This window comes from Caballeronia sp. dw_19, assembly GCF_018449515.1.
Classification (GTDB): Bacteria; Pseudomonadota; Gammaproteobacteria; order Burkholderiales; family Burkholderiaceae; genus Caballeronia.
Window position 1 is genome coordinate 1 of record NZ_JAAVUQ010000071.1, and the last position, 21,572, is coordinate 21,572.

The window sequence follows — 21,572 nt, forward strand, 5'->3', positions numbered from 1 at the left end:
CAGTGATAAAGAGAAAATCCAACTCTTGCAGACCGCTAACGCTGAAAGCACCAACCCGGCATAGACCCCCGACCGCTAACCCCAGAACCGACCAACCCGGCATGGACCCCGACCACTAACCCCTAAACCTTAACCACCCGCCCAAACCCCACACTCAAGTGCGAACGAAAAACCTAGGATTTGGCCCCATTGCGCCCGCAATTTCCGCTTGTTAGCTTGCTAGTCCGATTGCAAAAACATCCCTACCGTGTAAATGCCCGCCATCGAAGACTTCCACTTCCTGCTATTGCCCGAGTTTTCGTCCATCGGCTTCATGTCGGCGATCGAGCCGCTACGCGTCGCCAACCGCTTCCAGGGCGCCCTCTACCGCTGGCACATCCTAAGCCTCGACGGCGGCCCCGTCTGCGCCAGCAACGGCATCTCGCTCAACGCCGAAAGCGCCCTGACCAGCGTCGACTCCGCCACCAACGTCATCGTCGTCGCAGGCTTCAACCCGCTAAGCCAATACACACGCGAAATGGGCGACTGGCTCCGACGGATGGATCGCAAAGGCGCAACGCTAGGCGGTATCGATACAGGAAGCTTCGTGCTGGCCGAAGCAGGCCTCCTCCAACACGAACGCGTAACGCTCCACTGGGAAGCGGCATCGGCGTTCCAGGAGCGCTATCCGTCGCTGGCTGTCAGCCAGGAGCTATTCGAAATCGATGCGCGACGCATCACGTGCGCCGGCGGCACAGCCTCCATCGACCTCATGCTCGACCTGATCGGACGCCGCCACGGTGCCGAACTCGCCGCCCAGGTCTCCGAACAATTCGTGCTCGGCCGCATCCGCCAACGCTCGGACCACCAGCGCATGCAGATCGCAGCGCGCTACGGCATCCACAATCGCAAACTGATCCAGGTGATCGGCGTAATGGAACAACACATGGAGGAACCGCTGTCGCCAGATGCACTGGCAGAGGAAATCGGCGTGACGCGACGTCAGCTGGAACGCCTGTTCTGCTCGGCGATGAAAGACACACCTACTCACTTCTATCTCGGACTGCGCCTTGCACGCGCCCGCGAATTACTACAACAAACCGACATGTCCATCACCACGGTCTGCGTGGCATGCGGCTTCGAATCACCCTCGCACTTTTCACGCACCTACCGCACACGTTTCGGGTCAAGCCCGCGCCAGGACCGCAGTTCGCCACGCGCGACGGCACCCGTTGGGGAAACCGTCGCGACCAGCTGAAACCAACTGAAGCACTTAGAACGAGTGCCGGATACCAATGCGAACATCGCTTTGCGTGCTCGATGTCGACGGCGTAAAGCTATAGCCGATCACCGCGTTCACACCACTCGATGCCTTGAGGTAGTCGCCCGACACATAGACATCGGTACGCTTGGACAAGAGGTAATGCAGCCCGAGCGAGCCCATGTTCCACTTATGACCTTCAAACGCGGTGAACTGATAACCGCCGTACAGGATCAACGAAGGCGTGAAGTTATACGACGCGCCACCTTCGCCCACGTGCATGTGCGACGATTGTCCATAACCCTTGATCGTGGTGTAAGTGTAGTTGCCCAGCAGCATCAAATTGCCGAGCGCATACGATGAGCCAATTCCGAAGGTAGCCTGGCTGTCGACGTTGAACGCGGTACTGCTGAACAAGTCGGTCACGGCGCCTGTCGTCGGGTTCACGGTTGCAACGGTCTGGCCGAGGAACGTCTTCGTGCCGATCATCGCATACGGGTCGAATGCGTAAATCCCGTTCGGATTGTTCAGGCGCGTGTACGCCGTACCGATCGTGAAGTCACCGTGCGCGTAGTGCGCGCCCAAGCTGTATGCGCTCTTCTCGTGGAAGTCACCCGCAACGTCGCCGAACGAATACAAGCCGCCAAAAGTCAGGCCGCTGATATCGGGCGACATGTATTTGATCGAGTTCGGCAAGCGGTCGCCGTTCATGCGGTCTAAGTCACCCTGGTGGATCGCGTAGCCGCTGCCAAACGAGGAGATGTTGTAACCCTCCATGAACTCGTTCGTCAGGTCGAGCTGGTTACCCGCCGAGATCGTGCCCCACTGGTTCTGCAAGCCCACATACGCCTGCCTGCCAAACTCCGCGCCACCAAAAGCATATTGGCCGCTGCCGAGGTGAAAGCCGGACTCGAGTGCGAAGATCGCCTTCATTCCGCCGCCCAGATCCTCCGTGCCCTTGAAACCGATCCGGTTGCCGTACGAGACGCCGTCGTCGAATTTGATGACGTGCGAGCCACCCGTGTTGTTGACGTAGGTAATGCCGGCGTCGAGGATACCGTACAGCGTCACGCTGCTTTGCGCGTGAACCACAGCAGGTGCGGAGACGGCGCCTGCGCTCAGCGCCAGAGCCGCCAGCTTTGCGGCATTTCGCTTCTTCATCGTTGATTCTCCCTGATACCCGTTGCATGTTTCGTTGGACGAAGCAAGAGCCGCGCTGCTCCGGCGATGGGTTGACATCGCGCAACGCTGCCCGCTCGAATTTTTATTGCAGAGACTGGCGAACTACAGTGATCTGACGCATGGGATGCTGGTGCATGCATTGAGCTTTACGCGCATGCACCAGCCTTGCAAAAGTAAGAGGCCATATTTATTGGGGCTCGACCTTTTGCGACGCAAACCTGTCCAGTTGCGACCCACCGTTGTTATTTGGAACCAAGCGCTGTTTGCACTGCCTGCCAGCCATTTCCGCCCGTAACCGTGGTAACGCCGTCAAGCCAACCCTTCACGAGATCCGGGTTGCGCTTGAGCGCAGCTGCGGCAGCGGTATCCACATTGGTTTTGTTTTGAAGGACGTCGGTGATGATGCCGTTCTCCAGGTCAACATTGAATGTCATCTGCTTGAAAAGCCGTCCCACGTTCGGGCATTCACCCACGTAACCGGCCCGCGCGACCGTATTGACCGTCGCGCCGCCGAAGTTCGGGCCGAAGTATTTATCGCCGCCATCGAGGTAGGTGAGATGGAACTTCGTGTTCATCAAATGCGGCTCCCAGGCAAGGAACACGATCCACTTCTTGTCGCGCACGGAGCGTTCCACTTGCGTCAGCATGCCGGTTTCACTCGACTCCACCAGCTTCCAGCCGTTCAGTCCGAAGGCCTTCTCATCGATCATCTTCTTGATGTTCTGATTCGCCGGCGCGCCCGGTTCAATGCCGTAGATCTTGCCGTCGAACTTGTCCGCGTTTTTCTGCAAGTCGGCGAACGTATGCACGCCGGCAGCGGCCACGTAGTCCGGCACGGCCAGCGTGAACTTCGCGTTGGTCAGGTTCGGGTGCACCACGTCGATCGACTTTTCATCGACGAACTGCTTGACCAGTGGTCCTTGTGCGGGCATCCAGTTACCCAGGAAGGCGTCGACCTGACCTTTCTTCAAGCCCTGATACGTAATCGGCACTGAAAGATTCGAGACGCTCTGCTTATAACCGAGCGCTTTCAGCACGACACCGGCCATGGCGTTCGTGGCGTCGATATCAGTCCAACCCGGGTCGGCCATCTTCACCTGCAGGCAACTTTGAGGCTCGGCGGCGACTACCGTGCCGATGGATGCGCAGAGTGCCGCAATGCAGAATAGCGCGTGCTTGAAGGGCTTTTTCATGTTGGCTTCCTGTGAGTAGTGTGGTTTTGGTTTTGGTTGTGGTTCGGCAGCTTGGGCTTTAGCGTTTGACGGCGGGGAAACGCGCCATGGCTTCGAGCGTGTCGAGGTCAATGTGATTGCGCATATAACGTTGGCTGGCATCTACCGACGGCTGCCAGTCCCATGATTCGATCCGGCCTTGCGTGGTCGCTTCGAAGTGAAACTGCCGGCGCTGCTGGCTTCGCACGACCTCTTCGCGCAGTGCTTCGAGATCCCAGCGCGCGGCGATTTCCTCGCGGAACGAGGAGATCGCCGCCGCGTGTTCGGGCAGCGTGGCAAGGTTGATGCGTTCGAGTGGATCCGCAGTGACGTTGAAGAGCTGGTCAGGATCAGAGGGCGTATGGATGAACTTGAAGTCGCCGCGGCGCAGCATCACGATCGGCGCAATCGCACCTTCGGCCAGGTACTCGCCAATGGCTTCATCGTGTGCCTGCGGCTCGCCACGCAGATGTGGCACGAGACTCCGGCCATCGATCGTATCGGGCCATGCCGGCCGCGGCGCCCCACGGCTAAGTTCCACCAGCGTCGGCAGCAAGTCGAGATGCGAGACGGAAGCGCTCACATGCGCCGCCTCGAATTGTCCCGGCGCGTGCACGATCAGGGGCACACGGCAGCCACCTTCGAAGAAGGTCATCTTGTACCAAAGGCCACGTTCGCCCAGCATCTCGCCATGATCGGACGTCACGATCACGATAGTGTCGTCGGCCATTCCCGCCTGATCGAGTGCTTCAAGGATCGCGCCGAACTGTCCATCGACGTAAGAAATCGCGCCGTAGTACGCATGGCGAGCGTTGCGGATCTGCTGGTCGGTCGGCGGCGTCTTGTCGGTCTCGCACACATAACGCAGGCGCTTCGAATGCGGGTCGGCGGCATCCAGCGTGTCTCGGTACGCAGGCATTTGAATGTCTTCGTCGCGGTACATGTCCCAGTATTTCTGCGGAATCGCGTACGGATCGTGCGGGTGAGTAAGCGACGCCACCACGCAAAACGGCCGCTCATCTTTCCCGGCTTGCCGCTCACGCGCGATGTCGAATAACTTCTGGCGCGTGGTGTAAGTCACTTCATCGTCAAAGTCGAGTTGATTCGTGCGGACGCACGGCCCGGCATCGATCACGGAACTCATGTTGTGATACCAGCTCGGGCGCGTTTCGAAGTCGTCCCAGTTCGGCGTCCAGCCGAAATCCGCAGGATAGATATCGGTCGTCAGGCGCTCCTCGAAACCGTGCAATTGGTCCGGGCCGCAAAAATGCATCTTCCCCGAGAGAATCGTGCGGTACCCCTCCGCGCGCAGGTAATGGGCGAACGTTAATGTTTGCGAGGGAAATTCGGCGGCGTTATCGTAGGCGCCTATCGCCGAGGGCAGCTTGCCCGACAAGAACGAAAAACGCGACGGCGCGCAGAGCGGACTCGCGCAATATGCCGAATCGAAGACCACGCCCCGGGCCGCAAGCGCGTCCATGTTCGGTGTCTTCGTTACGTGATGGCCGTACGCGGACAACGCGAACGGCGTCATTTGATCAGCCATCAGAATAAGGATATTTGGTTTGCGTTTAAGCATCGGGGCGAGGCTCGAATAGAATCAGGAAGGTGACGCGGCAAAGGGCGCAGCATGGCCGGTACCGCACGGCGAACGGTCCGTGTCGCGCATCACTATTGCCGTTCGTTGCGCGGCTGTGAAGAGAGCAAAACGTTATGAGCTCATAAGGGGGACTTATGTCGAGACAGGATCGTTTGCCGCCGATGCAGGCGCTGTCGATGTTCGAGTCCGCCGCGCGTCTCGCCAGCTTCACCGCCGCAGCCCGTGAACTGGGCTCCACGCAGCCGGCGGTCAGCCAGCGTGTGGTGCAACTCGAGGAGAACCTCGGCGCGGCGCTGTTCGAGCGCGGGCACCGGGGCGTGACGCTTACCGCGGACGGCGTACGCCTGTTCGAAGCCGTGCGCCAGAGCCTTGACACCATCCGCGTTGCTACCAACGACATTCGGTCGCGCCATGCATCGCCTGCGCAGCGCTCGCTCAATCTCCTCACCGACTTCGGCTTCGCAACGTATTGGCTGATGCCGCGCCTGTCGCAATTCAAGGCGCTGATGCCCGATGTCGATGTCAGGATCACCACTGCGCAAGACGTCATTGCCGCCGATCACGACCATGCGGATATCGTGATCGGTTTTGGTCAGACGGCAACCGACTGGGCCGGACGCGGTACGGTCAAATTGTTTCCCGAGCAGGTCACGCCGGTATGCAGCCCCGCGTTCTTCGCGCGTCATGGCAAGCCCGGCCATCCCTCGGATCTTGTTAGTCTTCCCTTGCTTCATCTCGAACCCACAAACCCGGAGCGCTGGCTGTCGTGGCATGGCTGGTTCGCGGCGCACGGGCTGGCAGCGCCGCCTGCGCATCGTGGCATCACGTTCAATAGTTATGGCTTCGTCGCGCACGCGGCGATCATGGGCCAGGGCGTGGCGCTCGGTTGGGCGCCGCTGGTCGACGAACTCGTCGCGAGCGGTCAACTGATCGAGTTATTCGACACACCGGTCACGACGGAGAGCGGCTATATCCTGAATGCGCCGCGCGCTCAAACCACGACCGTATGCGCGTTTCGCGACTGGCTGCTGGCTGAGTGCGGCGTGACTGCCTGAAGACCCGCCTGACGCTCCGATACCAGCGTCACGGCGTTTAGCTTCTAGCCGCCGCCCCATGCAATTTGTTCTACTGCAACGTATGCGCGCTGCGTTCGCGGCGCTGCCATTCGCATAGTGGAGAACCGCATGGCCGGCAGTAATGTCACTAGTAGCGTCATAGCCCCCCTTTCCCATCAACTCGTGCTGACGGTGGCCTGTCCCAGCGCTGCGGGACAAGTCGCCGCCGTGGTCGGTTTTCTCGACCGGCACCAGTGTTACGTCGATGAATTCACCGTCTTTGACGACGACCTCAGCCAGCACTTCTTCGTACGCTGCGTCTTCCACGGCGTGGATCACGATGAAACGCTGCAGATCGCCGCGTTGCAGCAGGAATTCACGCCCATTGCCGAGCGTTTCTCCATGACGTGGGCGATTCACAACGTAGCCGCGCGGCCGAAGGTGCTCATCATGGTGTCGAAGCTCGAGCACTGTCTCGCGGACCTGTTGTTCCGCTGGCGCATGGGCGAGCTGAAGATGGACATTGTCGGGATCGGGTCGAACCATCGTGATCTGGAACCGCTTGCCGTGCAGCATGGCTTGCCCTTCCATCACCTCCCTGTCACCGCCGATACCAAGCCGCAACAGGAAGCGCGCCTGCTCGATTTATTCGAGTCGTCCGGCGCGGAGTTGATGATTCTCGCGCGCTATATGCAGATCCTGTCGGGTGAAACGAGCCGGAAACTGGCCGCGCGCGCGATCAATATCCATCATTCTTTCCTGCCCGGTTTCAAAGGGGCGAAGCCTTATCACCAGGCACATACGCGTGGCGTGAAACTGATCGGCGCAACGGCGCATTTCGTGACCGATGACCTCGACGAAGGACCGATCATCGAGCAAGTGGTTGAGCGCGTGGACCACTCGTACAAACCGGAGCGTCTGCTGGCGACGGGGCGCGATGTGGAATGCATCACGCTTGCGCGTGCGGTGAAGGCGTTCATTGAACGGCGCGTGTTTATCAATGGCGATCGGACCGTGGTGCTGTGATTAGCCTTTGAAAGAAGTCTCTGAAACGAAACAACGCCGCTGAAAAGCGGCGTTGTTTCTTTGAAGCTAAAGCTCTGGATGTCTAATTAGTCCAGCTCGACACGCGATCGCCGTGAGCGCTGATCCATGCATCGGCAGCGGCGGCCGGCTTTGCGCCGTTCGTGGTTGCCAGCATCACACTGTCGATCTCACCCGGTTTCCATTGGAACTTCTTCAGGAAAGCGACCACGGTAGGCGCCTTCTTTTCGAGTTCCGGATTGATGATGTTGTCGACGTGCTCCGATTCACCAAACACCTTCTTCGGATCTTCCAGGAATTTCAGCTTGTACTTCGCGAACATCCAATGCGGTTTCCAGCCTGTCACAATGATCGGCTTCTTCGCGTTTTCCGAACGCGCCAGTTCCGCCGTCATGGCACTGCCCGAGCTCGGCATCAACGTGTAGTCGAGGTTGTAGGCCTTGATCGCCTCGCCCGCTTTCTGCATCACGCCGGCCCCGGCGTCGATACCGACAATTCGCCCGCCGAACTCCGCCTTCTTCGCTTCAAGATCCGTCAGGCTCGTCACGTCCGCATCTTCCGGCACGATCAGGCCGATCTTCGCGTCAGGAAAGTTGGTGCCGAGATCGACGACCTTCGACTTGAAGTTCTCCCAGTAGGCGCCGTGCGTGACCGGCAACCAGGCGCACAACGTCATATCGAGGTCGCCGCGCGCCACACCTTGCCACATCACGCCGGCGGAAACCGGCACGAGTTGCACGGGATAACCCAGCTTCTTCTCGATGATCTGCGCCGCCACGTTCGTCGTCGCCACGCTGTCATCCCAGCCTTCCACGTAACCGATCTTGATGGTCGGTTTCGCATCGGCGGCAATTACACCCGCGCTGGTTGCAGCCAGCGCGGCACTTAAAGTGCTTAAAACAAGCAGTTTCTTGATCAGTCTCATTGTCGTACTCCCCTTTACGTTCCACACCATTGAGGCTTTAGAATCACCGGCCAGAAATGCGCCGACTGGTTGTTTTTCGACACCCAGTTGTCCGGATGCGACCTCGTTTTATCCGGCTGCGTCGCCGGGCCTGATGAATACCCTACTTATCGACGACAAGATCCGTCAGCGGCTTGCTGCAACACAACAGAACCATGCCCTGATCGATCTCGCGCTGGCGAATGCCGCCGTTATGTTTCATCTCGACTTCGCCGGAGAGCAGCTTGACCTTGCAGGTGCCGCACATGCCTTGCGTACACGATGCCGGCAAACGCACGCCCGATTTCTTGGCGGCATCCAGCACATGCTGCGCGCTGCCGCATTCGATCTCGCGATTGCTCTTGGCAAAACTGACCTTGAACGTGGTCTCTACAGGCACGGGTGCAGGTATGGGCGACAGGTCAAAGCCAACCGCTGCCTCCCGCATCTCGCTGAATGCCCCGGTGGACTGCAACGCGTCGGCCACGTGCGCCGTCGTCAGCTGCGCGGCGACTTCCGCGATCGTCTCGAAGGAGAAACTTTCCTCGTGATAATGCGTCGCGTCGAAACCGCCTTCTGCAAGCAGATCACGCACCGCTTTCATGTACGGCGCCGGACCGCAGGTAAAGATTTCCCGCTCCGTGAAATCCGGCGCGATCAGCTTGAGCAAGGGCAACGTGAGGAAACCCGTCACGCCGTGCCAGCTTGTACGTGCACCGACTCGTTCGCATACAAACGCCGTGCGGAAATTCGCCTGGTTCGATGCAATCAGATCGAGCTCGCGGGCGAAGATGATGTCGTCGGGGGTGCGGGCGCTGTGCACGAACACGATGTCGCGATCCTCGCCGAGTTCGTGATGCGCGCGGCTCATGGACATCAACGGCGTGACACCCGATCCCGCCGATAAGAACAGGAACTTGCGCGCCGGATGCCGCGCGCAGGTGAATTCGCCGGCGGGCCCCAGCACCCGAACCTTGCCGCCCGGCTGAAGATTGTCGTGCAGCCAGTTCGACACCTTGCCGCCCGGCACGCGCTTCACCGTGATGGAGATGGTATGCGGACGCGTAGGCGGCGAGGAGATCGTATAGCAGCGATTAATCGATTCGCCGTCTATCTCCAGCTCCAGCGTGATGAACTGGCCCGGCTCGAAAACGAAGGTCCGTTCGACCGGCGCACGAAAGAAAAAACTCCTTACGTCGTGCGTTTCCTGACGAACGTGGCAGCAGACGAGCGTCTCGTCGGTGTCGCTATCCCAACGGGCGGGAAGCGTGCCCCAGAACTCGGGCTGCGTCACCCGGTTCGGGGCAGGCTCGAACGTCGCCTGATCGCGCATCATCTGTTTCTCCGCTGTAGCTTTGAGTGCGACGTTGTTTGTTCGCTTGAGTATTCGATAAGTCAGCGCTTGAACGACACGACTTTCTCGCCGTGCGGGCTCACGCTCGCTTCATCCGGCGTGTTCGCGTAGTCGTCGAGCCGGCCGATATACCACTCGCAGAATTTCTCCACGAGGCCTTCCGTGAACGGCGAATAGGGACCCGGTTCATACGCGCTGCTCGTCACCCCGAGTTGCGAGAATTCCACCAGCGCGCGGTCCTGATCGTTGGTCGCGCGCCAGACGGCCGTCAGGTTGTCGACGTTGTAGTCAATGCCTTCCTTCGCGTCCTTGTGCACGAGCCATTTGGTGCGCACAAGCGTCTCGCCGGCCGACAGCGGGATCACCGAGAAACTCACAATATGATCGCTCATGAAGTGATGCCACGAATTCGGCTGCGTCCAGAACGAGAGGCCACCGAGATCGGCCTGCTGGAAACCGCCGAGCAATTTCTTCGACGCCACCTTGGCGTCCATGGTCTGGGACTCGCCGCTGCGATCGAGCGGCAAACGTTGCGTGCGAAAACCGCTCACAAGATCAGCGAGCCGGTCGATTTCCTTCGACGGCAAGTTCATCGCCTCCCATTGCTTTGTGCGTTCTTCAACGGTCTTGTCGAAGGCGGCCATCGCTTCTTCATTGTCGGCGGAACGCTGGTAACCGAAGCCATATTCGTAGAGCGAGATGGTCAGTTCCGGATGGTTCGCAACGCAGTGATAACACTCGCGGTTGTTCTCCATCGTGAGCTTCCAGTTACCCTTTTCGATAATGTCGATAGCGGCGGCTATCTTGCAGTCGGCCAGACCATGCGGCAGCAGATACGGTTCCATCGACGCGCGCAATACGGCGAAATCCGCCGGCGGCGTTTCAGCGAGGCAGACAAAGATCAACCCTGCGAGGTTTTCAAGGTGGACCTTCTTGAGGCTGTGCTTGCACTTGTCGAACTGCTCGCCCATGTGCTCGGCGAACATGAGGTCGCCGTTCAGGTTGTAGGTCCAGCTGTGATACGGGCACACGATATTGCCAAGCGAGCCCTTCTCCGAGCTGCACAGGCGCGCACCGCGATGCCGGCAAACGTTATGAAACGCGCGGATTTGCATGTCGTCGTCACGCACGATCAGGATGGAATCGTTGCCGAGTTCCACCGTCATGTAGTCGCCCGCTTCCGGCACGTCCGGTTCGACCGCGACCTGGATCCAGTGCCGCCGGAAGATCGCCTCCATGTCGAGCGCGTGGACTTCCTCGCTCGCGTAGAACGGCGCTTCCAGCGTGTGACCCTTCTTGCGGCGTTCGATCATTGCGCGAACGTCTGCGGAAACTTTCATCGTGTACTCCGTGTTTTGGTGCGCCGCCCGACCTTGAACGTGCGGGAATTTTCGTGTCGCGAATCAATAGTCGACGAGTTGATGCTCGCGCAAATACGCCAGGATCACTTGTGCTTTTTCGACGGAAGTCCCCTCAATTACGACGCTGCCGCCCCGGCTTTCCGTGGTCGTGGCCGAGAGCATGCGCGCGTGGCCCGAACGCTTTTCGGCCGCCGCCAGCCGCACGGGTTTTGCCGTCGCGGGCTTGATCGTCCAGGGGATGCGTGCCGATGCGTTGGCGGCACTCACCGGTACCGGTTCGATCGTCCCTTCGCGCAGTTTTGCGTACGCGTATCGCGGCGTGGCGTTGGCCATTGGATGCACCGCGACCAGGGCGGGCAAGCTTGCCTGCACGCGCCGGCGCAACCCTTTCGGCAGGAATTGCCGGACGGTGACTTGAGCCGCTTCAACGTCGGTTTCAATATCGATATCCACCGCCGATCCAAGCAGCGCAAAGCCCAATGCATCGGCAAGTTGATACGGCAGCATGCCGCTGTCTTCCGTGCCTTCGGCGCGCGTGCCGGTCAGCACGAGGTCGTAACCCTTCAAGCGTGCGCTCAGCGCAGTCGCGATTTCATCGCCTTCTGCTACGGCCAGCACTTCCACCTTTGCCGCGCCCAACGCGAGATATTCGCGCAATGCGGGATTGGTTGGATCGCCGGCGTGCAACACGTCGAGCGTGGCCTGGTGTTGGATGGCGAGCCGCTTTGCCAGCGTCAGCGCGGCGGCGTCGTTGCGGCTATAGCGCGCCGTCCCGCTCACCGGATGACGACCCACTGATACGAGCACAGCAATTTTGCTTACGCGCTTCGTGGTCGATGCATTACTCACGCTAGTCAATTGAATGCTCCCCGCACGTGCCCGATGAGATTCATGCGAGCGCTCCTTCCAGCTTGGCGGTAGCCGAGGCTTGACCGCCGGACGGTGTGAGTGAGCCCGGGTTGGCACGCGCGTTACGTGCGGCCGCAGCGGCATCGGTCAACGCCGTGATCGTTTCTTGCGCGTCGCCGATAATCGTCAGGTTCGCGCGTTTTGCGATTGGCGCGCTCGCGTCCAGATTCACCGCAATCACATGACGGCAATCCTTGATGCCCTGCAAGTGCTGCACCGCGCCGGAGATACCGAACGCAATGTAGATGCTCGCATCGACCGTCTTGCCGGTTGCGCCGATCTGTTTGTCGCGAGGGAACTTGCCATCGTCGACTGCTACCCGGCTTGCGCCGATTGCAGCGCCTACCGTACTGGCAAGGCGCTCGAATGCCGGAACATCGGTCACGCCATTACCCGCCGACACGATGAAATCCGCCTCTTCCAGCGCCACTTGCGCGGCATCTATTTCTTCAATGCCCAGGTCTTTGTAGGGACTTGTTTTCTGGTGGTCTTCAACGAGGAACTGCTCTGACGCAACCCGCTCGCCTGCGCCGATGAACGGCAACCTTGCATCAACCGCATTCGGGGCGAGCAGGATCACGTCGGGGAGAGAACGCACGGCAAACGCCTTGCGCGCCTGGGTGTAAACCGCCACGTGCACGGCGTCGATTTCGACCACGTGTGTCGCCACCGATGCCTTCGCTTGCGCCGCGTATCGGCGACCAAGAGCGCCGTCACCGGTGGCATTGTCGGGGAGGAAAACATGCGCGGGTGAATATGCCGCGACACATGCGGCGAGCGCATTCAGTGCGGCATCGGGTGCGAATGCGCGACGATCAAATGCCGCCATCTCGATCACCTTGTCCGCGCCCAACGCAGCCGCGTCGTCCTTCAATTCGCCCAGGACAAGCAAGACGACTTGCGTTGTCGAGTCCGCAAGTAACGCGGCTGCCGCAAGCGTCTGGCGCGCGTGGTCGTCAAGCGAACCACGGTCGCTGTGCGCGGCCACGAGCAATGAGCGTTGCGCTGTGGCCGTCGTACGACGCGGCTTAGTCTGTTCACGATGCCCGACGACGGCGCCCGCTTGAACGTCCCCCGCCACGCCGACAAAACCCAGCGTAATACGTTTTAGCCCTTCTGCCGTGATTGAAAATGGCCGGCGCGGATCAATTCGTTTGATGGTATCCATTGCTTACTCCAGCGCCGCTGCAACGAGCTCAGCCACGTCCAGCACTTCCGGCCGACTACCTACCACACCTTCCAGCATCGCCGTGCAGTTCGGACAACCGACCGCAACGATCTCCGCGTTGATCGAGCGGGCATCGTTGATACGGATGTCGGGAATACGCTGCTTGCCGGGGATGTCCGTGAGCGGCGCGCCGCCACCACCGCCGCAGCATCGGCCGCGCATGCCATTGCGTTCCATCTCGACGACCTTGATGCCAATCGACTTCAGCAGCTTGCGCGGCGCTTCCGTCTCGCCGTTGTATCGGCCGAGATAACACGGGTCGTGATACGTGACGGTCTTGCCCACAGCGAGCGCGCTTTCAGCGGCCGGCGTGAGCTTGCCACTAGCGACCAGCTCCGCGATCAATGACGTGTGATGCTGCACCTCATACAAGCCGCCCAGCGCGCGATACTCGTTGCGCAAGCTATGCATCACGTGCGGATCGGCAGTAACGATCTTCCTGAACGAATACGTCGAAAGGGTCGCGATGAGTTGCGTCGCCAGTTGCTGGAACGTGGCTTCATCGCCCAGACGACGCGCCGTATCGCCGGTATCCGTTTCCACGCCGCCCAGCACCGCGTAGTCGACGCCCGCCTTGTTCAGCACCTTGACCAGCGCGCGCAGGGAGCGCTGATAGCGCATGTCGAACGCACCTTCGCCTGCGATGAGCAGCACATCGACCGGTCGTCCCGGTTGCGCGACCTGCACTTGCAGATCCACGGCCCAGTCGTAACGCGCGCCGATATCAAAGCCGTTCGCGCTGCCCGTCTCGCGCAAGTTCGCCAGCGTTTCCGGACCCTTGCCCGGCACAATGCCCTCGACCAGCGTCTGGTTGCGACGCATGTCGACAATGGCGTCCACGTGCTCGATCAGCATCGGGCACTCTTGAACGCACGCACGGCACGTGGTGCAGGACCAGATCGTATCCGCCTCGATCATCGTGGAAATCAGCGGCTTCGACGGTGCGCCTGAATGCTTGCCGAGCGGAATGCCGGGCGTCGGGCTGCCTGCATACGCGGCGTCCGTACCGCCGACCATGCCGGTCACCAGATCCTGGATCAGCTTCTTCGGGTTCAGCGGCTGACCCGCTGCGAACGCCGGACATGCGGCTTCGCACTTGCCGCATTGCACGCAGGCGTCGAAGCTCAACAATTGATTCCAGCGAAACTCCACCGGCTTGCCAACGCCATATTCCTTTGCATCGAGCACGGGCATCTTGAGCGCGGTCGGCGGCACGACGTCATGCTCGTGGCTACGCCCAGTGAAACGCTCTTGCCGGGGATGAAACGCGAGATGCAGCAAACCTGCGAGCGCGTGTTTCATCGGACCGCCGCGAGCCGCGCCGAAGGTCATCGTGTAGGCACCCGCGGCAATCAATAACGCGACGATGATTGCCAATGCGCCGGACATTGCTGCAGCGGGCAACACGATAAACAGCACAAGCCCAAGCGCGAATGAACCGAGCAGCAGCGGCAGGCTGTCCCACGGCCCACGCGACAAACGCGCCGGCACTGCCTTCGCTCCATGCCGGCGACGCCACACGAACACCGCACCGACCAGCATCACGAGCGCTGCCAGGAAGATCAGCTTGTCGAGCCATGGCGAATAGATGGCCAGCCCGTAGTTGAGGAATACGAGCGCCATGGCTGCGATTGCGCCGCCGGCTGTTGCCACGTGCGTCTTCGCAATATACGGATCTCGCGCGACCACATGATGCAGATCGACGAAATAGCGCTTCGGGATCGACAGCAAATTGCCCCAGCCGTATGCACCCGCTGCCGTCGCGCGGCCCTCACGCCAATACGCCGCACGCTTGAACAGTGCAAATGCCAGACCCGCCACCGACAACCACAACAACGCGGTAATGACAAACACCGGGCTCATTATCAGAAGTCCTTGACGAGGCGCAGCGCGTCGTAGATCGCGCCGTGAATGTTGTGCATGGAGATGCAGTCGCCCACGCGGAACAGCAGGAAGCGGCCGTTACCCAGGTCTTCACTCAAGGAAGGTTGCGGCTCGGACGCGAACAGCTTGTGCACATCAATCTGCCCGCGATTCAACGACTCCGGCTTGAGCTTCCAGTAGAGCTCGTCGTTCGGCACAATGCCGTTCTCGATCACCACCTGATCGACCGCGCGTTCCTCCTGCTCTTCTGTGTACTCGTTACGGATCACGGCGATCTTCTTGCCGTCTTCCTCATACACTTTGTCGAGCCAGTAGTTCGGCGTGGCGATAACGCCTTGCGCATACAGACGCCGATAGAAAATCGGGAAGGTCGTCCCGCCCACATCGTCGGAGACCTTTACGTCCGGCGTCACGATCTCGACGTTGCCACCGCGGCTCGCGATGAAGTCCGCTACTCCCGCGCCTGCTTGCATGCTGACGCCGTCATAGACCAGCACGTTCTTGCCCGGCTCGACCTTGCCGGAAAGGATATCCCACGAACTCACCGCAAGACCTTGCTCGACGCCCCACGCCGGCACTTGCTGCGTGAACGACGAACCGCCTGTCGCCAGCACGACGATGTCCGGCTTTTCCGCCATGATCATCTTCTCGTCGGCGGCAACGCCCAGACGGCGATCCACACCAAGGCGCTTCGTTTCCATGTCGAACCAGCGCACGATGCCCGCCATCTGTTCGCGCTGCGGCGCCTTGGCCGCCAGCATGATCTGGCCGCCCACGTAGTCGTTCTTCTCGAACAATACGACGTCATGCCCTCGCGATTTCGCCACGCGCGCGGCTTCGAGTCCCGCAGGACCCGCACCAACGACCACGACCTTGCGCTTCGGTCCACGCGATTTTTCGATCACGTGCGGCATGGTCTCTTCGCGTGATGTGGCCGCGTTCTGCACGCACAGCACATCAAGACCGTTGTACTGCCGGTCGATACAATAATTCGCGCCCACGCACTGCTTGATCTCGTCTTCGCGGCCATCGCGGATCTTGATGACCATGTGCGGATCGGCGATCTGAGCCCGCGTCATGCCGACCAGATCGATCATGCCGCTTTCAAGCAAGCGCTCCGCTTGCCCCGCGTCGCGAATACTTTGCGCATGCATCACGGGCAGCTTCACCACCGACTTGATGCCCGCCGCGAGATGCACGAACGGCTCGGGCGGCAGCGCCATAGGTGGCATGCAGTTCGCGAGCGTGTTGTGCGTGTCAGCACCAGAACCAATCACGCCGATGTAGTCGATCAGACCGGACTCTGACATCGACTGCGCGATCTCTTTCAACTGCGTGTGATCGAGGCCGTCTTCGTGGAATTCGTCGCCGCACATGCGCAGGCCGACGCAGAAATCCGGACCTACCGCTTCACGCACGGCCTTGAGCACTTCGTTACCAAAACGAAGACGGTTTTCGAGCGAACCGCCCCATTCATCGGTACGAAAATTCGTGCGCGGACTCCAGAACTGGTCGATCAAATGCTGGTGCGCCGCCGAGATTTCGACGCCATCCATGCCCGCATCTTTCACACGCTTGGCGGCCGCCGCGAAGTCGGAAATGATGCGCTTGATCTCCTCCACTTCAATGATCTTCGCGTTGCCGCGATGCACCGGTTCACGCACGCCGGACGGCGACATCAGATGCGGCCAGTGCTCGCCGTGATAAGCCGTGCGACGGCCCATGTGAGTCGCCTGGATCATGATCTTCGCGCCGTGCTTGTGCATGGCTTCGGCCAGACGCGAGAGCGGATCAATAATCTTGTCGGTCGCAAGGTTCACCGACTTCCACCATCCTTGCGGACTATCGATAGACACCGGGCTCGAGCCGCCGCATACGGCCAATCCTACGCCGCCCTTGGCCTTTTCCTCGTAATAACGGATATACCGATCACCGGGCAAACCGCCCGGTTCCGCGTAGACCTCAGCGTGCGCGGTGCTGACAATGCGGTTGCGCAAGGTCAGCTTGTTCAGCGTGAGAGGCTTGAAAAGGTTGGGGTAACGCATCGCGGTCGACCTCGGATTTATATCTACGTGCTAGGCGTTCACGCTGCCAGCGGCGTCACTTCGAATACGCAATGCGAATGGCCTTCAGCCGCGCATTGGGTCTCGACCGAAAACGACTTCGGACCTTTCTTCGTGCCTTCCGGCGCGGTGTCGTTGACCCAGTCCATCGCACCTGAGAACCAGCCTGCGAACATGTAGCAAAGCTTGCCTTCCTTGCCCGGCTGCGCCAGCACGAACGACGAGTTATGCAGATGCACGGTCGCCGTTGATGCAGCCGGATCACTTTTTACGATCGAGAACAAACCCCAGCCGCGTTGCGACAGGCGCTTCAGATAATGTTCAAACACCGCCATGCCGCTGATGCCGTGCTGCGTGGCTTCTTTATCGCACCAGTGATACGCCGACTTGTGGCCCGCTGTATAAAGGCTTTTCGCATACACGTCGCGGCCCAGCGCTTCTTCAACCGCCAGGTGATTGTTCGTGAAGAAATGGCGCGGCACATAGAGCATGGGCAGCGAGTCGGTCGTCCAGACGCCGGTTTCCGGATCGACGTCAATAGGCAGTTGCGGTTGCATCGTGTGGGTTCCTTTGTATTGGGTGAGCCGGGTCAGACGTTCCAGACGCTGTCGAACACGCGTACCCAGTTTTCGCCCATGATTTTCTTGATGCGCGACTCGCTCCAGCCGGCGCGTTCCATCGCGGCGGTCAGGTTCGGGAATTCTCCAATCGTTCGGATTCCTTCTGGATTCACGACCTTGCCGAAATTCGTCAACTGACGATAACGACCCTTGTCGTGCGTGATCCAGTCGAAGAATTCCGTGCTGTAGCCTTGCGTGAAGTCTGTGCCAATGCCCACGTTGTCTTCGCCGATCAGGTCGACCACATACTCGATCGCTTCGAGGTAGTCTTCCACCGTCGCATCCGGGCCGCGCTTCAGGAACGGCGCGAACATCGTCACGCCGACGAAACCGCCCGCGTCGACAATTTCCTTAAGTTGTTCATCGGACTTGTTGCGCGGATGTTCTTTCAGGCCCGACGGGCAGCAATGCGAATAACACACCGGCTTCTTCGAAAAGGCGATAGCTTCAGAAGACGTCGTGCCGCCCACGTGCGACAGGTCGACCATGATGCCCACGCGATTCATTTCCTGAATCACTTCGCGGCCGAAGCCCGAGAGACCGCCATCGCGTTCATAACAACCGGTGCCCACGAGGTTCTGCGTGTTGTAGCAAAGCTGCACCACGTTCACGCCAAGCTGCTTGAACGTTTCGATGTAGCCCAGGTTGTCCTCGAACGCATGCGCGTTCTGAAAACCAAAAATGATGCCCGTCTTGTTCTCTTGCTTCGCGCGGCGAATGTCGTCCGTGGTGCGCACAAGCGTGAGGATGTCGCTGTGCTCGCGCATCATCTGACGCATTTCAGCAATGTTGTCGACGGTTTTCTGGAAGCTCTCCCAGACCGACACGGTGCAGTTCACCGCGGTCACGCCGCCTTTTCTCATGTCCTCGAATACCGACGGCTCGAACTTCGAAATATTCAGGCCGTCGATGATGATGCTGCTGTCGTGAAGTGTGCTCATCTCTTGCTCCGGAAAAGGAGGGCGTAATCAATAAATGGGAAAGCGTTCGCACAGCGCGAAGATTTCGCGGCGCACGCGGTGTTCGGTCTCAGCGTGACCGTCCGGGTGATCGCGCAAAGCGTCAAATACTTCCACGATCAAGCGGCCGATGTCACGGAACTCTGCCACGCCAAAACCACGCGTGGTGCCGGCCGGCGTGCCGAGGCGCACCCCTGAGGTGACCGTGGGCTTTTCCGGATCGAACGGAATGCCGTTCTTGTTGCAAGTGATCCCGGCGCGTTCCAGCGCGTGCTCGACCTGGTTGCCCTTCAGGCCCTTCGGACGCAGATCGACGAGCAACAAGTGGTTATCCGTACCGCCGGTCACGAGATCGACGCCGCCGGCCTTCAGCACTTCGCCCAGCGCCTTTGCGTTCGCCAGCACGTTATCGATGTAAGTCTTGAAACCGGGCTGCAGCGCCTCGCCGAAGGCCACGGCCTTCCCAGCTATTACGTGCATCAGCGGACCGCCCTGGAGGCCCGGGAACACTGCTGAATTGATCTTCTTCGCAATGTCTTCGTCATTGGTCAGTACAAAACCGCCGCGCGGGCCGCGCAGCGTCTTGTGCGTGGTGGACGTCACCACATGCGCATGCTCGACCGGGTTTTGATGCCGCCCTGCGGCGATCACGCCGGCAATGTGCGCCATATCGACCATCAGCCTGGAACCCGCCTTATCCGCAATGGCACGCAGCCGCGCAAAGTCCAGTTCGCGCGGATAAGCCGAGAAGCCGGCGATCAACAACGTCGGCTTGTGCTGCAAAGCGAGCTCTTCGATCTGCTCGTAATCGATCAGCATGGTCTCGCGGTTCACGCCGTACTGGATCGCGTTGAACCACTTGCCGGACATCGCCGGCTTCGCGCCGTGCGTCAGGTGACCGCCTGCATCGAGCGACATGCCGAGCACGGTGTCACCAGGTTTGGTCAACGCGAGCATCACGGCGCCATTCGCTTGCGCGCCGGAATGCGGCTGAACGTTGGCGAACTGAGCACTAAAGAGTTGCTTGACGCGATCGATCGCAAGGGTTTCGATTTCATCGACGAATTCGCAACCGCCGTAATAACGCTTGCCCGGATAACCTTCCGCGTATTTGTTCGTCAGCACCGAACCCTGCGCTTCAAGAACAGCGCGCGAGACAATGTTCTCCGACGCGATCAATTCGATCTGCGACTGCTGGCGTTCCAGCTCTTTCAGGATGGCGCTGCGCACGGGCGCGTCGCGAGTGGCAAGCGGTTCTTCGAAGAACGGGGCGGCGGGGCGAGAGGAATTTGACATTGAAACATCCGTGGGTTCGGGGACAAGTCGTTTTTTGAAAGGCGGTTTGCTTGGCGGGCCGGTATGCAAAGGCACTTGAAACCACGCTGAGACCCGCTTTCCGATGCGTCTATTCTTGACTTTCACCCAACACGCCAATTTATGAATTTAGACGTGTTCTTGGCCTTTTCCGACATGCGCGTCCGTTTTACACAAGTCGCCCGTGGGCCGTTCTGGACATCAATTCGATGCTGCACTGCGGCGAACCGTTCGCGCTCTCAAGCGGTGCGAATCGCTGCACTGATCCCCGTCGCGGTGCGTAGCAAATCACTTACGTCTTCGTAAGCTTCAATGCCGATAGGGTTTAGCCTGATGGCATGCTAGTTGCAAACATCTACAAAATGTCCATAGTCGTGCCCCCACGACACAGCCACACCCTAGATTCGAAGGATTCCCTCCTCCATGTCCCCCGACAGAACCGCGTCGCTCGCGCATTTCGCGTTCATGCCGCTGCCCAATTTCACGATGATCGCGTTCACCAACGCCATCGAAGTGCTGCGCATGGCGAACTATCTGACCGGGCAGAAGCTGTACACGTGGTCGATCGTGAGTCCGGACGGCGGTCCCGTGGCGGCAAGCAATGGCCTCTCTGTGGATACCGGACCGGTCGAGTGCGTCGGGCTACCTGACATTGTGTTCGTGGTCGGCGGCATTGACGTCCAGCGCGAGACCACGCCCGCGCATCTGTCGGCGCTGCGCCGTTTTGCGCGGCTGGGCAGCGTGCTCGGCAGTCTCTGCACCGGCACCTATGCCCTCGCGCGAGCCGGTCTGCTCGCCGGCTATGCATGCGCGATTCATTGGGAAAACATGTCGGCGCTGAAAGAGGAATTCCCCGAAACACGCTTTCTCAAAGAGTTATTCGTGATCGACCGGGATCGCGTGACCTGCACCGGCGGCGTCGCGCCGCTCGACATGATGTTGAACTTGATCGCCACGCGTGTGGGGTCGGCGAAGGTCACGCAGATTGCGGAACAGTTCATTGTGGAGCACGTTCGCGATACCAGCGCGCAGCAGCGCATGCCGCTGGTCGCGCGGCTGGGCTCGGCGAACAAGTCGCTGTTCGAAGTGATTTCGCTGATGGAGAACAACATAGAGGAGCCGTTGTCGCGGGAAGAACTCGCGCGGCTGGCAGGGATGTCGCAGCGGCAATTGCAGCGGCTGTTTCGCGAGCACCTTGGCATGACGCCGACGCACTATTACCTGACGCTGCGGTTGCGCCGTGCGCGTGAATTGCTGTTGCAGACCGATATGTCGATCATGCACATCACGATGGCTTGCGGCTTTCAGTCGGCGTGCCACTTCAGCAAGAGCTATCGAGATTCATTCGGCACAGCGCCTACGCGGGAACGGCGGCGCCAGTTGCCGCCGCTCGCTGTTGTTGCTCCGATGGTCATCGCCCAAAGCGCCGCTTAGGTTTTCGTTCGCACTCGGTCGGGGGGGCGTTGGGGGTCGAGGGGCTAGGTTCTGGGGTTAGTGGGCGGGGTTAGTGGGCGGGGTTGGGGGGGGGGGTTAGTGGGCGGGGTTAGTGGGCGGGGTTAGTGGGCGGGGTTAATGCCGGGGTGGTGCTTTCGGCCGTGGCGGTCA

17 protein-coding genes are annotated in these 21,572 nt (G+C 60.1%); 4 read left to right on the forward strand and 13 right to left on the reverse strand.

Translation table 11 applies throughout. The features are described from left to right. Positions 1-253 precede the first annotated feature (253 nt). Positions 254-1,237 carry a GlxA family transcriptional regulator gene (locus HB376_RS39485; RefSeq protein ID WP_213769115.1) on the forward strand — a complete coding sequence of 328 codons (984 nt, stop codon included), beginning with the start codon at positions 254-256 and terminating at the stop codon, positions 1,235-1,237. Positions 1,238-1,252: 15 nt separating this feature from the next. Here the strand turns inward: HB376_RS39485 and HB376_RS39490 are convergent, their stop codons facing one another. From HB376_RS39490 to betC, 3 genes are all read right to left on the reverse strand, one after another. Continuing rightward, positions 1,253-2,401, reverse strand: coding sequence for a porin (locus HB376_RS39490; RefSeq protein ID WP_213769116.1), 1,149 nt, complete (start codon positions 2,399-2,401; stop codon positions 1,253-1,255). Between the two features lie 263 nt (positions 2,402-2,664). Next, on the reverse strand, positions 2,665-3,615 hold the full coding sequence (locus HB376_RS39495; protein WP_213769117.1) for a choline ABC transporter substrate-binding protein: 951 nt from the start codon (positions 3,613-3,615) through the stop codon (positions 2,665-2,667). A gap of 58 nt (positions 3,616-3,673) precedes the next feature. Continuing rightward, complete coding sequence (gene betC, locus HB376_RS39500; RefSeq protein ID WP_213769118.1) at positions 3,674-5,212, reverse strand: choline-sulfatase; 1,539 nt, start codon at positions 5,210-5,212, stop codon at positions 3,674-3,676. A gap of 155 nt (positions 5,213-5,367) precedes the next feature. On the opposite strand from betC, the gene HB376_RS39505 reads away from it, so the two are divergent. Both HB376_RS39505 and purU read left to right on the forward strand, forming a co-directional pair. Beyond that, positions 5,368-6,288 (forward strand): LysR family transcriptional regulator, encoded by a 921-nt coding sequence (locus tag HB376_RS39505; RefSeq protein WP_213769119.1) that lies wholly within the window; start codon positions 5,368-5,370, stop codon positions 6,286-6,288. A gap of 129 nt (positions 6,289-6,417) precedes the next feature. Beyond that, positions 6,418-7,314: a formyltetrahydrofolate deformylase gene (gene purU / locus HB376_RS39510; RefSeq protein WP_213769120.1), complete on the forward strand. Its 897-nt coding sequence runs from the start codon at positions 6,418-6,420 to the stop codon at positions 7,312-7,314. An 82-nt stretch (positions 7,315-7,396) separates the two neighbouring features. Here the strand turns inward: purU and HB376_RS39515 are convergent, their stop codons facing one another. From HB376_RS39515 to HB376_RS39560, 10 genes are all read right to left on the reverse strand, one after another. After that, the gene (locus HB376_RS39515) at positions 7,397-8,257 is read right to left on the reverse strand and encodes a glycine betaine ABC transporter substrate-binding protein (RefSeq protein ID WP_213769121.1); all 861 of its coding nucleotides are present in this window, start codon (positions 8,255-8,257) and stop codon (positions 7,397-7,399) included. 142 nt (positions 8,258-8,399) lie between these two features. After that, on the reverse strand, positions 8,400-9,611 hold the full coding sequence (locus HB376_RS39520; RefSeq protein ID WP_213769122.1) for a hybrid-cluster NAD(P)-dependent oxidoreductase: 1,212 nt from the start codon (positions 9,609-9,611) through the stop codon (positions 8,400-8,402). A 59-nt stretch (positions 9,612-9,670) separates the two neighbouring features. Beyond that, positions 9,671-10,969, reverse strand: coding sequence for an aromatic ring-hydroxylating dioxygenase subunit alpha (locus tag HB376_RS39525; RefSeq protein ID WP_213769123.1), 1,299 nt, complete (start codon positions 10,967-10,969; stop codon positions 9,671-9,673). A gap of 63 nt (positions 10,970-11,032) precedes the next feature. After that, entirely contained in the window at positions 11,033-11,839 is an 807-nt protein-coding gene (locus tag HB376_RS39530) for an electron transfer flavoprotein subunit beta/FixA family protein (protein ID WP_346730670.1), read from the reverse strand. Between the two features lie 40 nt (positions 11,840-11,879). After that, the gene (locus tag HB376_RS39535) at positions 11,880-13,067 is read right to left on the reverse strand and encodes an electron transfer flavoprotein subunit alpha/FixB family protein (protein ID WP_213769125.1); all 1,188 of its coding nucleotides are present in this window, start codon (positions 13,065-13,067) and stop codon (positions 11,880-11,882) included. 3 nt (positions 13,068-13,070) lie between these two features. Then, a complete protein-coding gene (locus HB376_RS39540) occupies positions 13,071-14,990 on the reverse strand; it encodes a (Fe-S)-binding protein (RefSeq protein ID WP_213769126.1) in 1,920 nt (639 codons plus the stop codon). Between the two features lie 2 nt (positions 14,991-14,992). Further along, positions 14,993-17,056 carry an NADH:flavin oxidoreductase gene (locus HB376_RS39545; protein WP_213769127.1) on the reverse strand — a complete coding sequence of 688 codons (2,064 nt, stop codon included), beginning with the start codon at positions 17,054-17,056 and terminating at the stop codon, positions 14,993-14,995. Positions 17,057-17,094: 38 nt separating this feature from the next. Continuing rightward, positions 17,095-17,631, reverse strand: a complete 537-nt coding sequence (locus HB376_RS39550; protein ID WP_213769128.1) for a DUF5943 domain-containing protein — start codon at positions 17,629-17,631, stop codon at positions 17,095-17,097. A gap of 32 nt (positions 17,632-17,663) precedes the next feature. Further along, positions 17,664-18,635 carry a dipeptidase gene (locus tag HB376_RS39555; protein WP_213769129.1) on the reverse strand — a complete coding sequence of 324 codons (972 nt, stop codon included), beginning with the start codon at positions 18,633-18,635 and terminating at the stop codon, positions 17,664-17,666. A gap of 27 nt (positions 18,636-18,662) precedes the next feature. After that, positions 18,663-19,949, reverse strand: a complete 1,287-nt coding sequence (locus HB376_RS39560) for a serine hydroxymethyltransferase (RefSeq protein WP_213769130.1) — start codon at positions 19,947-19,949, stop codon at positions 18,663-18,665. A 441-nt stretch (positions 19,950-20,390) separates the two neighbouring features. Between HB376_RS39560 and HB376_RS39565 the strand changes: the two genes are divergently transcribed. Next, positions 20,391-21,401: a GlxA family transcriptional regulator gene (locus HB376_RS39565; RefSeq protein WP_213769131.1), complete on the forward strand. Its 1,011-nt coding sequence runs from the start codon at positions 20,391-20,393 to the stop codon at positions 21,399-21,401. The last annotated feature ends 171 nt before the right edge of the window (positions 21,402-21,572 follow it).

What these genes read in the sequence shown, in the direction of transcription:
- HB376_RS39565 (WP_213769131.1), top strand. Translation starts at nt 20,391, where the DNA reads ATGTCCCCCGACAGAACCGCGTCGCTCGCGCATTTCGCGTTCATGCCG.
- HB376_RS39490 (WP_213769116.1), bottom strand. Translation starts at nt 2,401, where the DNA reads ATGAAGAAGCGAAATGCCGCAAAGCTGGCGGCTCTGGCGCTGAGCGCA.
- HB376_RS39505 (WP_213769119.1), top strand. Translation starts at nt 5,368, where the DNA reads ATGTCGAGACAGGATCGTTTGCCGCCGATGCAGGCGCTGTCGATGTTC.
- HB376_RS39540 (WP_213769126.1), bottom strand. Translation starts at nt 14,990, where the DNA reads ATGAGCCCGGTGTTTGTCATTACCGCGTTGTTGTGGTTGTCGGTGGCG.
- HB376_RS39495 (WP_213769117.1), bottom strand. Translation starts at nt 3,615, where the DNA reads ATGAAAAAGCCCTTCAAGCACGCGCTATTCTGCATTGCGGCACTCTGC.
- HB376_RS39525 (WP_213769123.1), bottom strand. Translation starts at nt 10,969, where the DNA reads ATGAAAGTTTCCGCAGACGTTCGCGCAATGATCGAACGCCGCAAGAAG.
- HB376_RS39485 (WP_213769115.1), top strand. Translation starts at nt 254, where the DNA reads ATGCCCGCCATCGAAGACTTCCACTTCCTGCTATTGCCCGAGTTTTCG.
- betC (WP_213769118.1), bottom strand. Translation starts at nt 5,212, where the DNA reads ATGCTTAAACGCAAACCAAATATCCTTATTCTGATGGCTGATCAAATG.
- HB376_RS39520 (WP_213769122.1), bottom strand. Translation starts at nt 9,611, where the DNA reads ATGATGCGCGATCAGGCGACGTTCGAGCCTGCCCCGAACCGGGTGACG.
- HB376_RS39560 (WP_213769130.1), bottom strand. Translation starts at nt 19,949, where the DNA reads ATGTCAAATTCCTCTCGCCCCGCCGCCCCGTTCTTCGAAGAACCGCTT.
- HB376_RS39535 (WP_213769125.1), bottom strand. Translation starts at nt 13,067, where the DNA reads ATGGATACCATCAAACGAATTGATCCGCGCCGGCCATTTTCAATCACG.
- HB376_RS39555 (WP_213769129.1), bottom strand. Translation starts at nt 18,635, where the DNA reads ATGAGCACACTTCACGACAGCAGCATCATCATCGACGGCCTGAATATT.
- HB376_RS39550 (WP_213769128.1), bottom strand. Translation starts at nt 17,631, where the DNA reads ATGCAACCGCAACTGCCTATTGACGTCGATCCGGAAACCGGCGTCTGG.
- purU (WP_213769120.1), top strand. Translation starts at nt 6,418, where the DNA reads ATGGCCGGCAGTAATGTCACTAGTAGCGTCATAGCCCCCCTTTCCCAT.
- HB376_RS39515 (WP_213769121.1), bottom strand. Translation starts at nt 8,257, where the DNA reads ATGAGACTGATCAAGAAACTGCTTGTTTTAAGCACTTTAAGTGCCGCG.
- HB376_RS39545 (WP_213769127.1), bottom strand. Translation starts at nt 17,056, where the DNA reads ATGCGTTACCCCAACCTTTTCAAGCCTCTCACGCTGAACAAGCTGACC.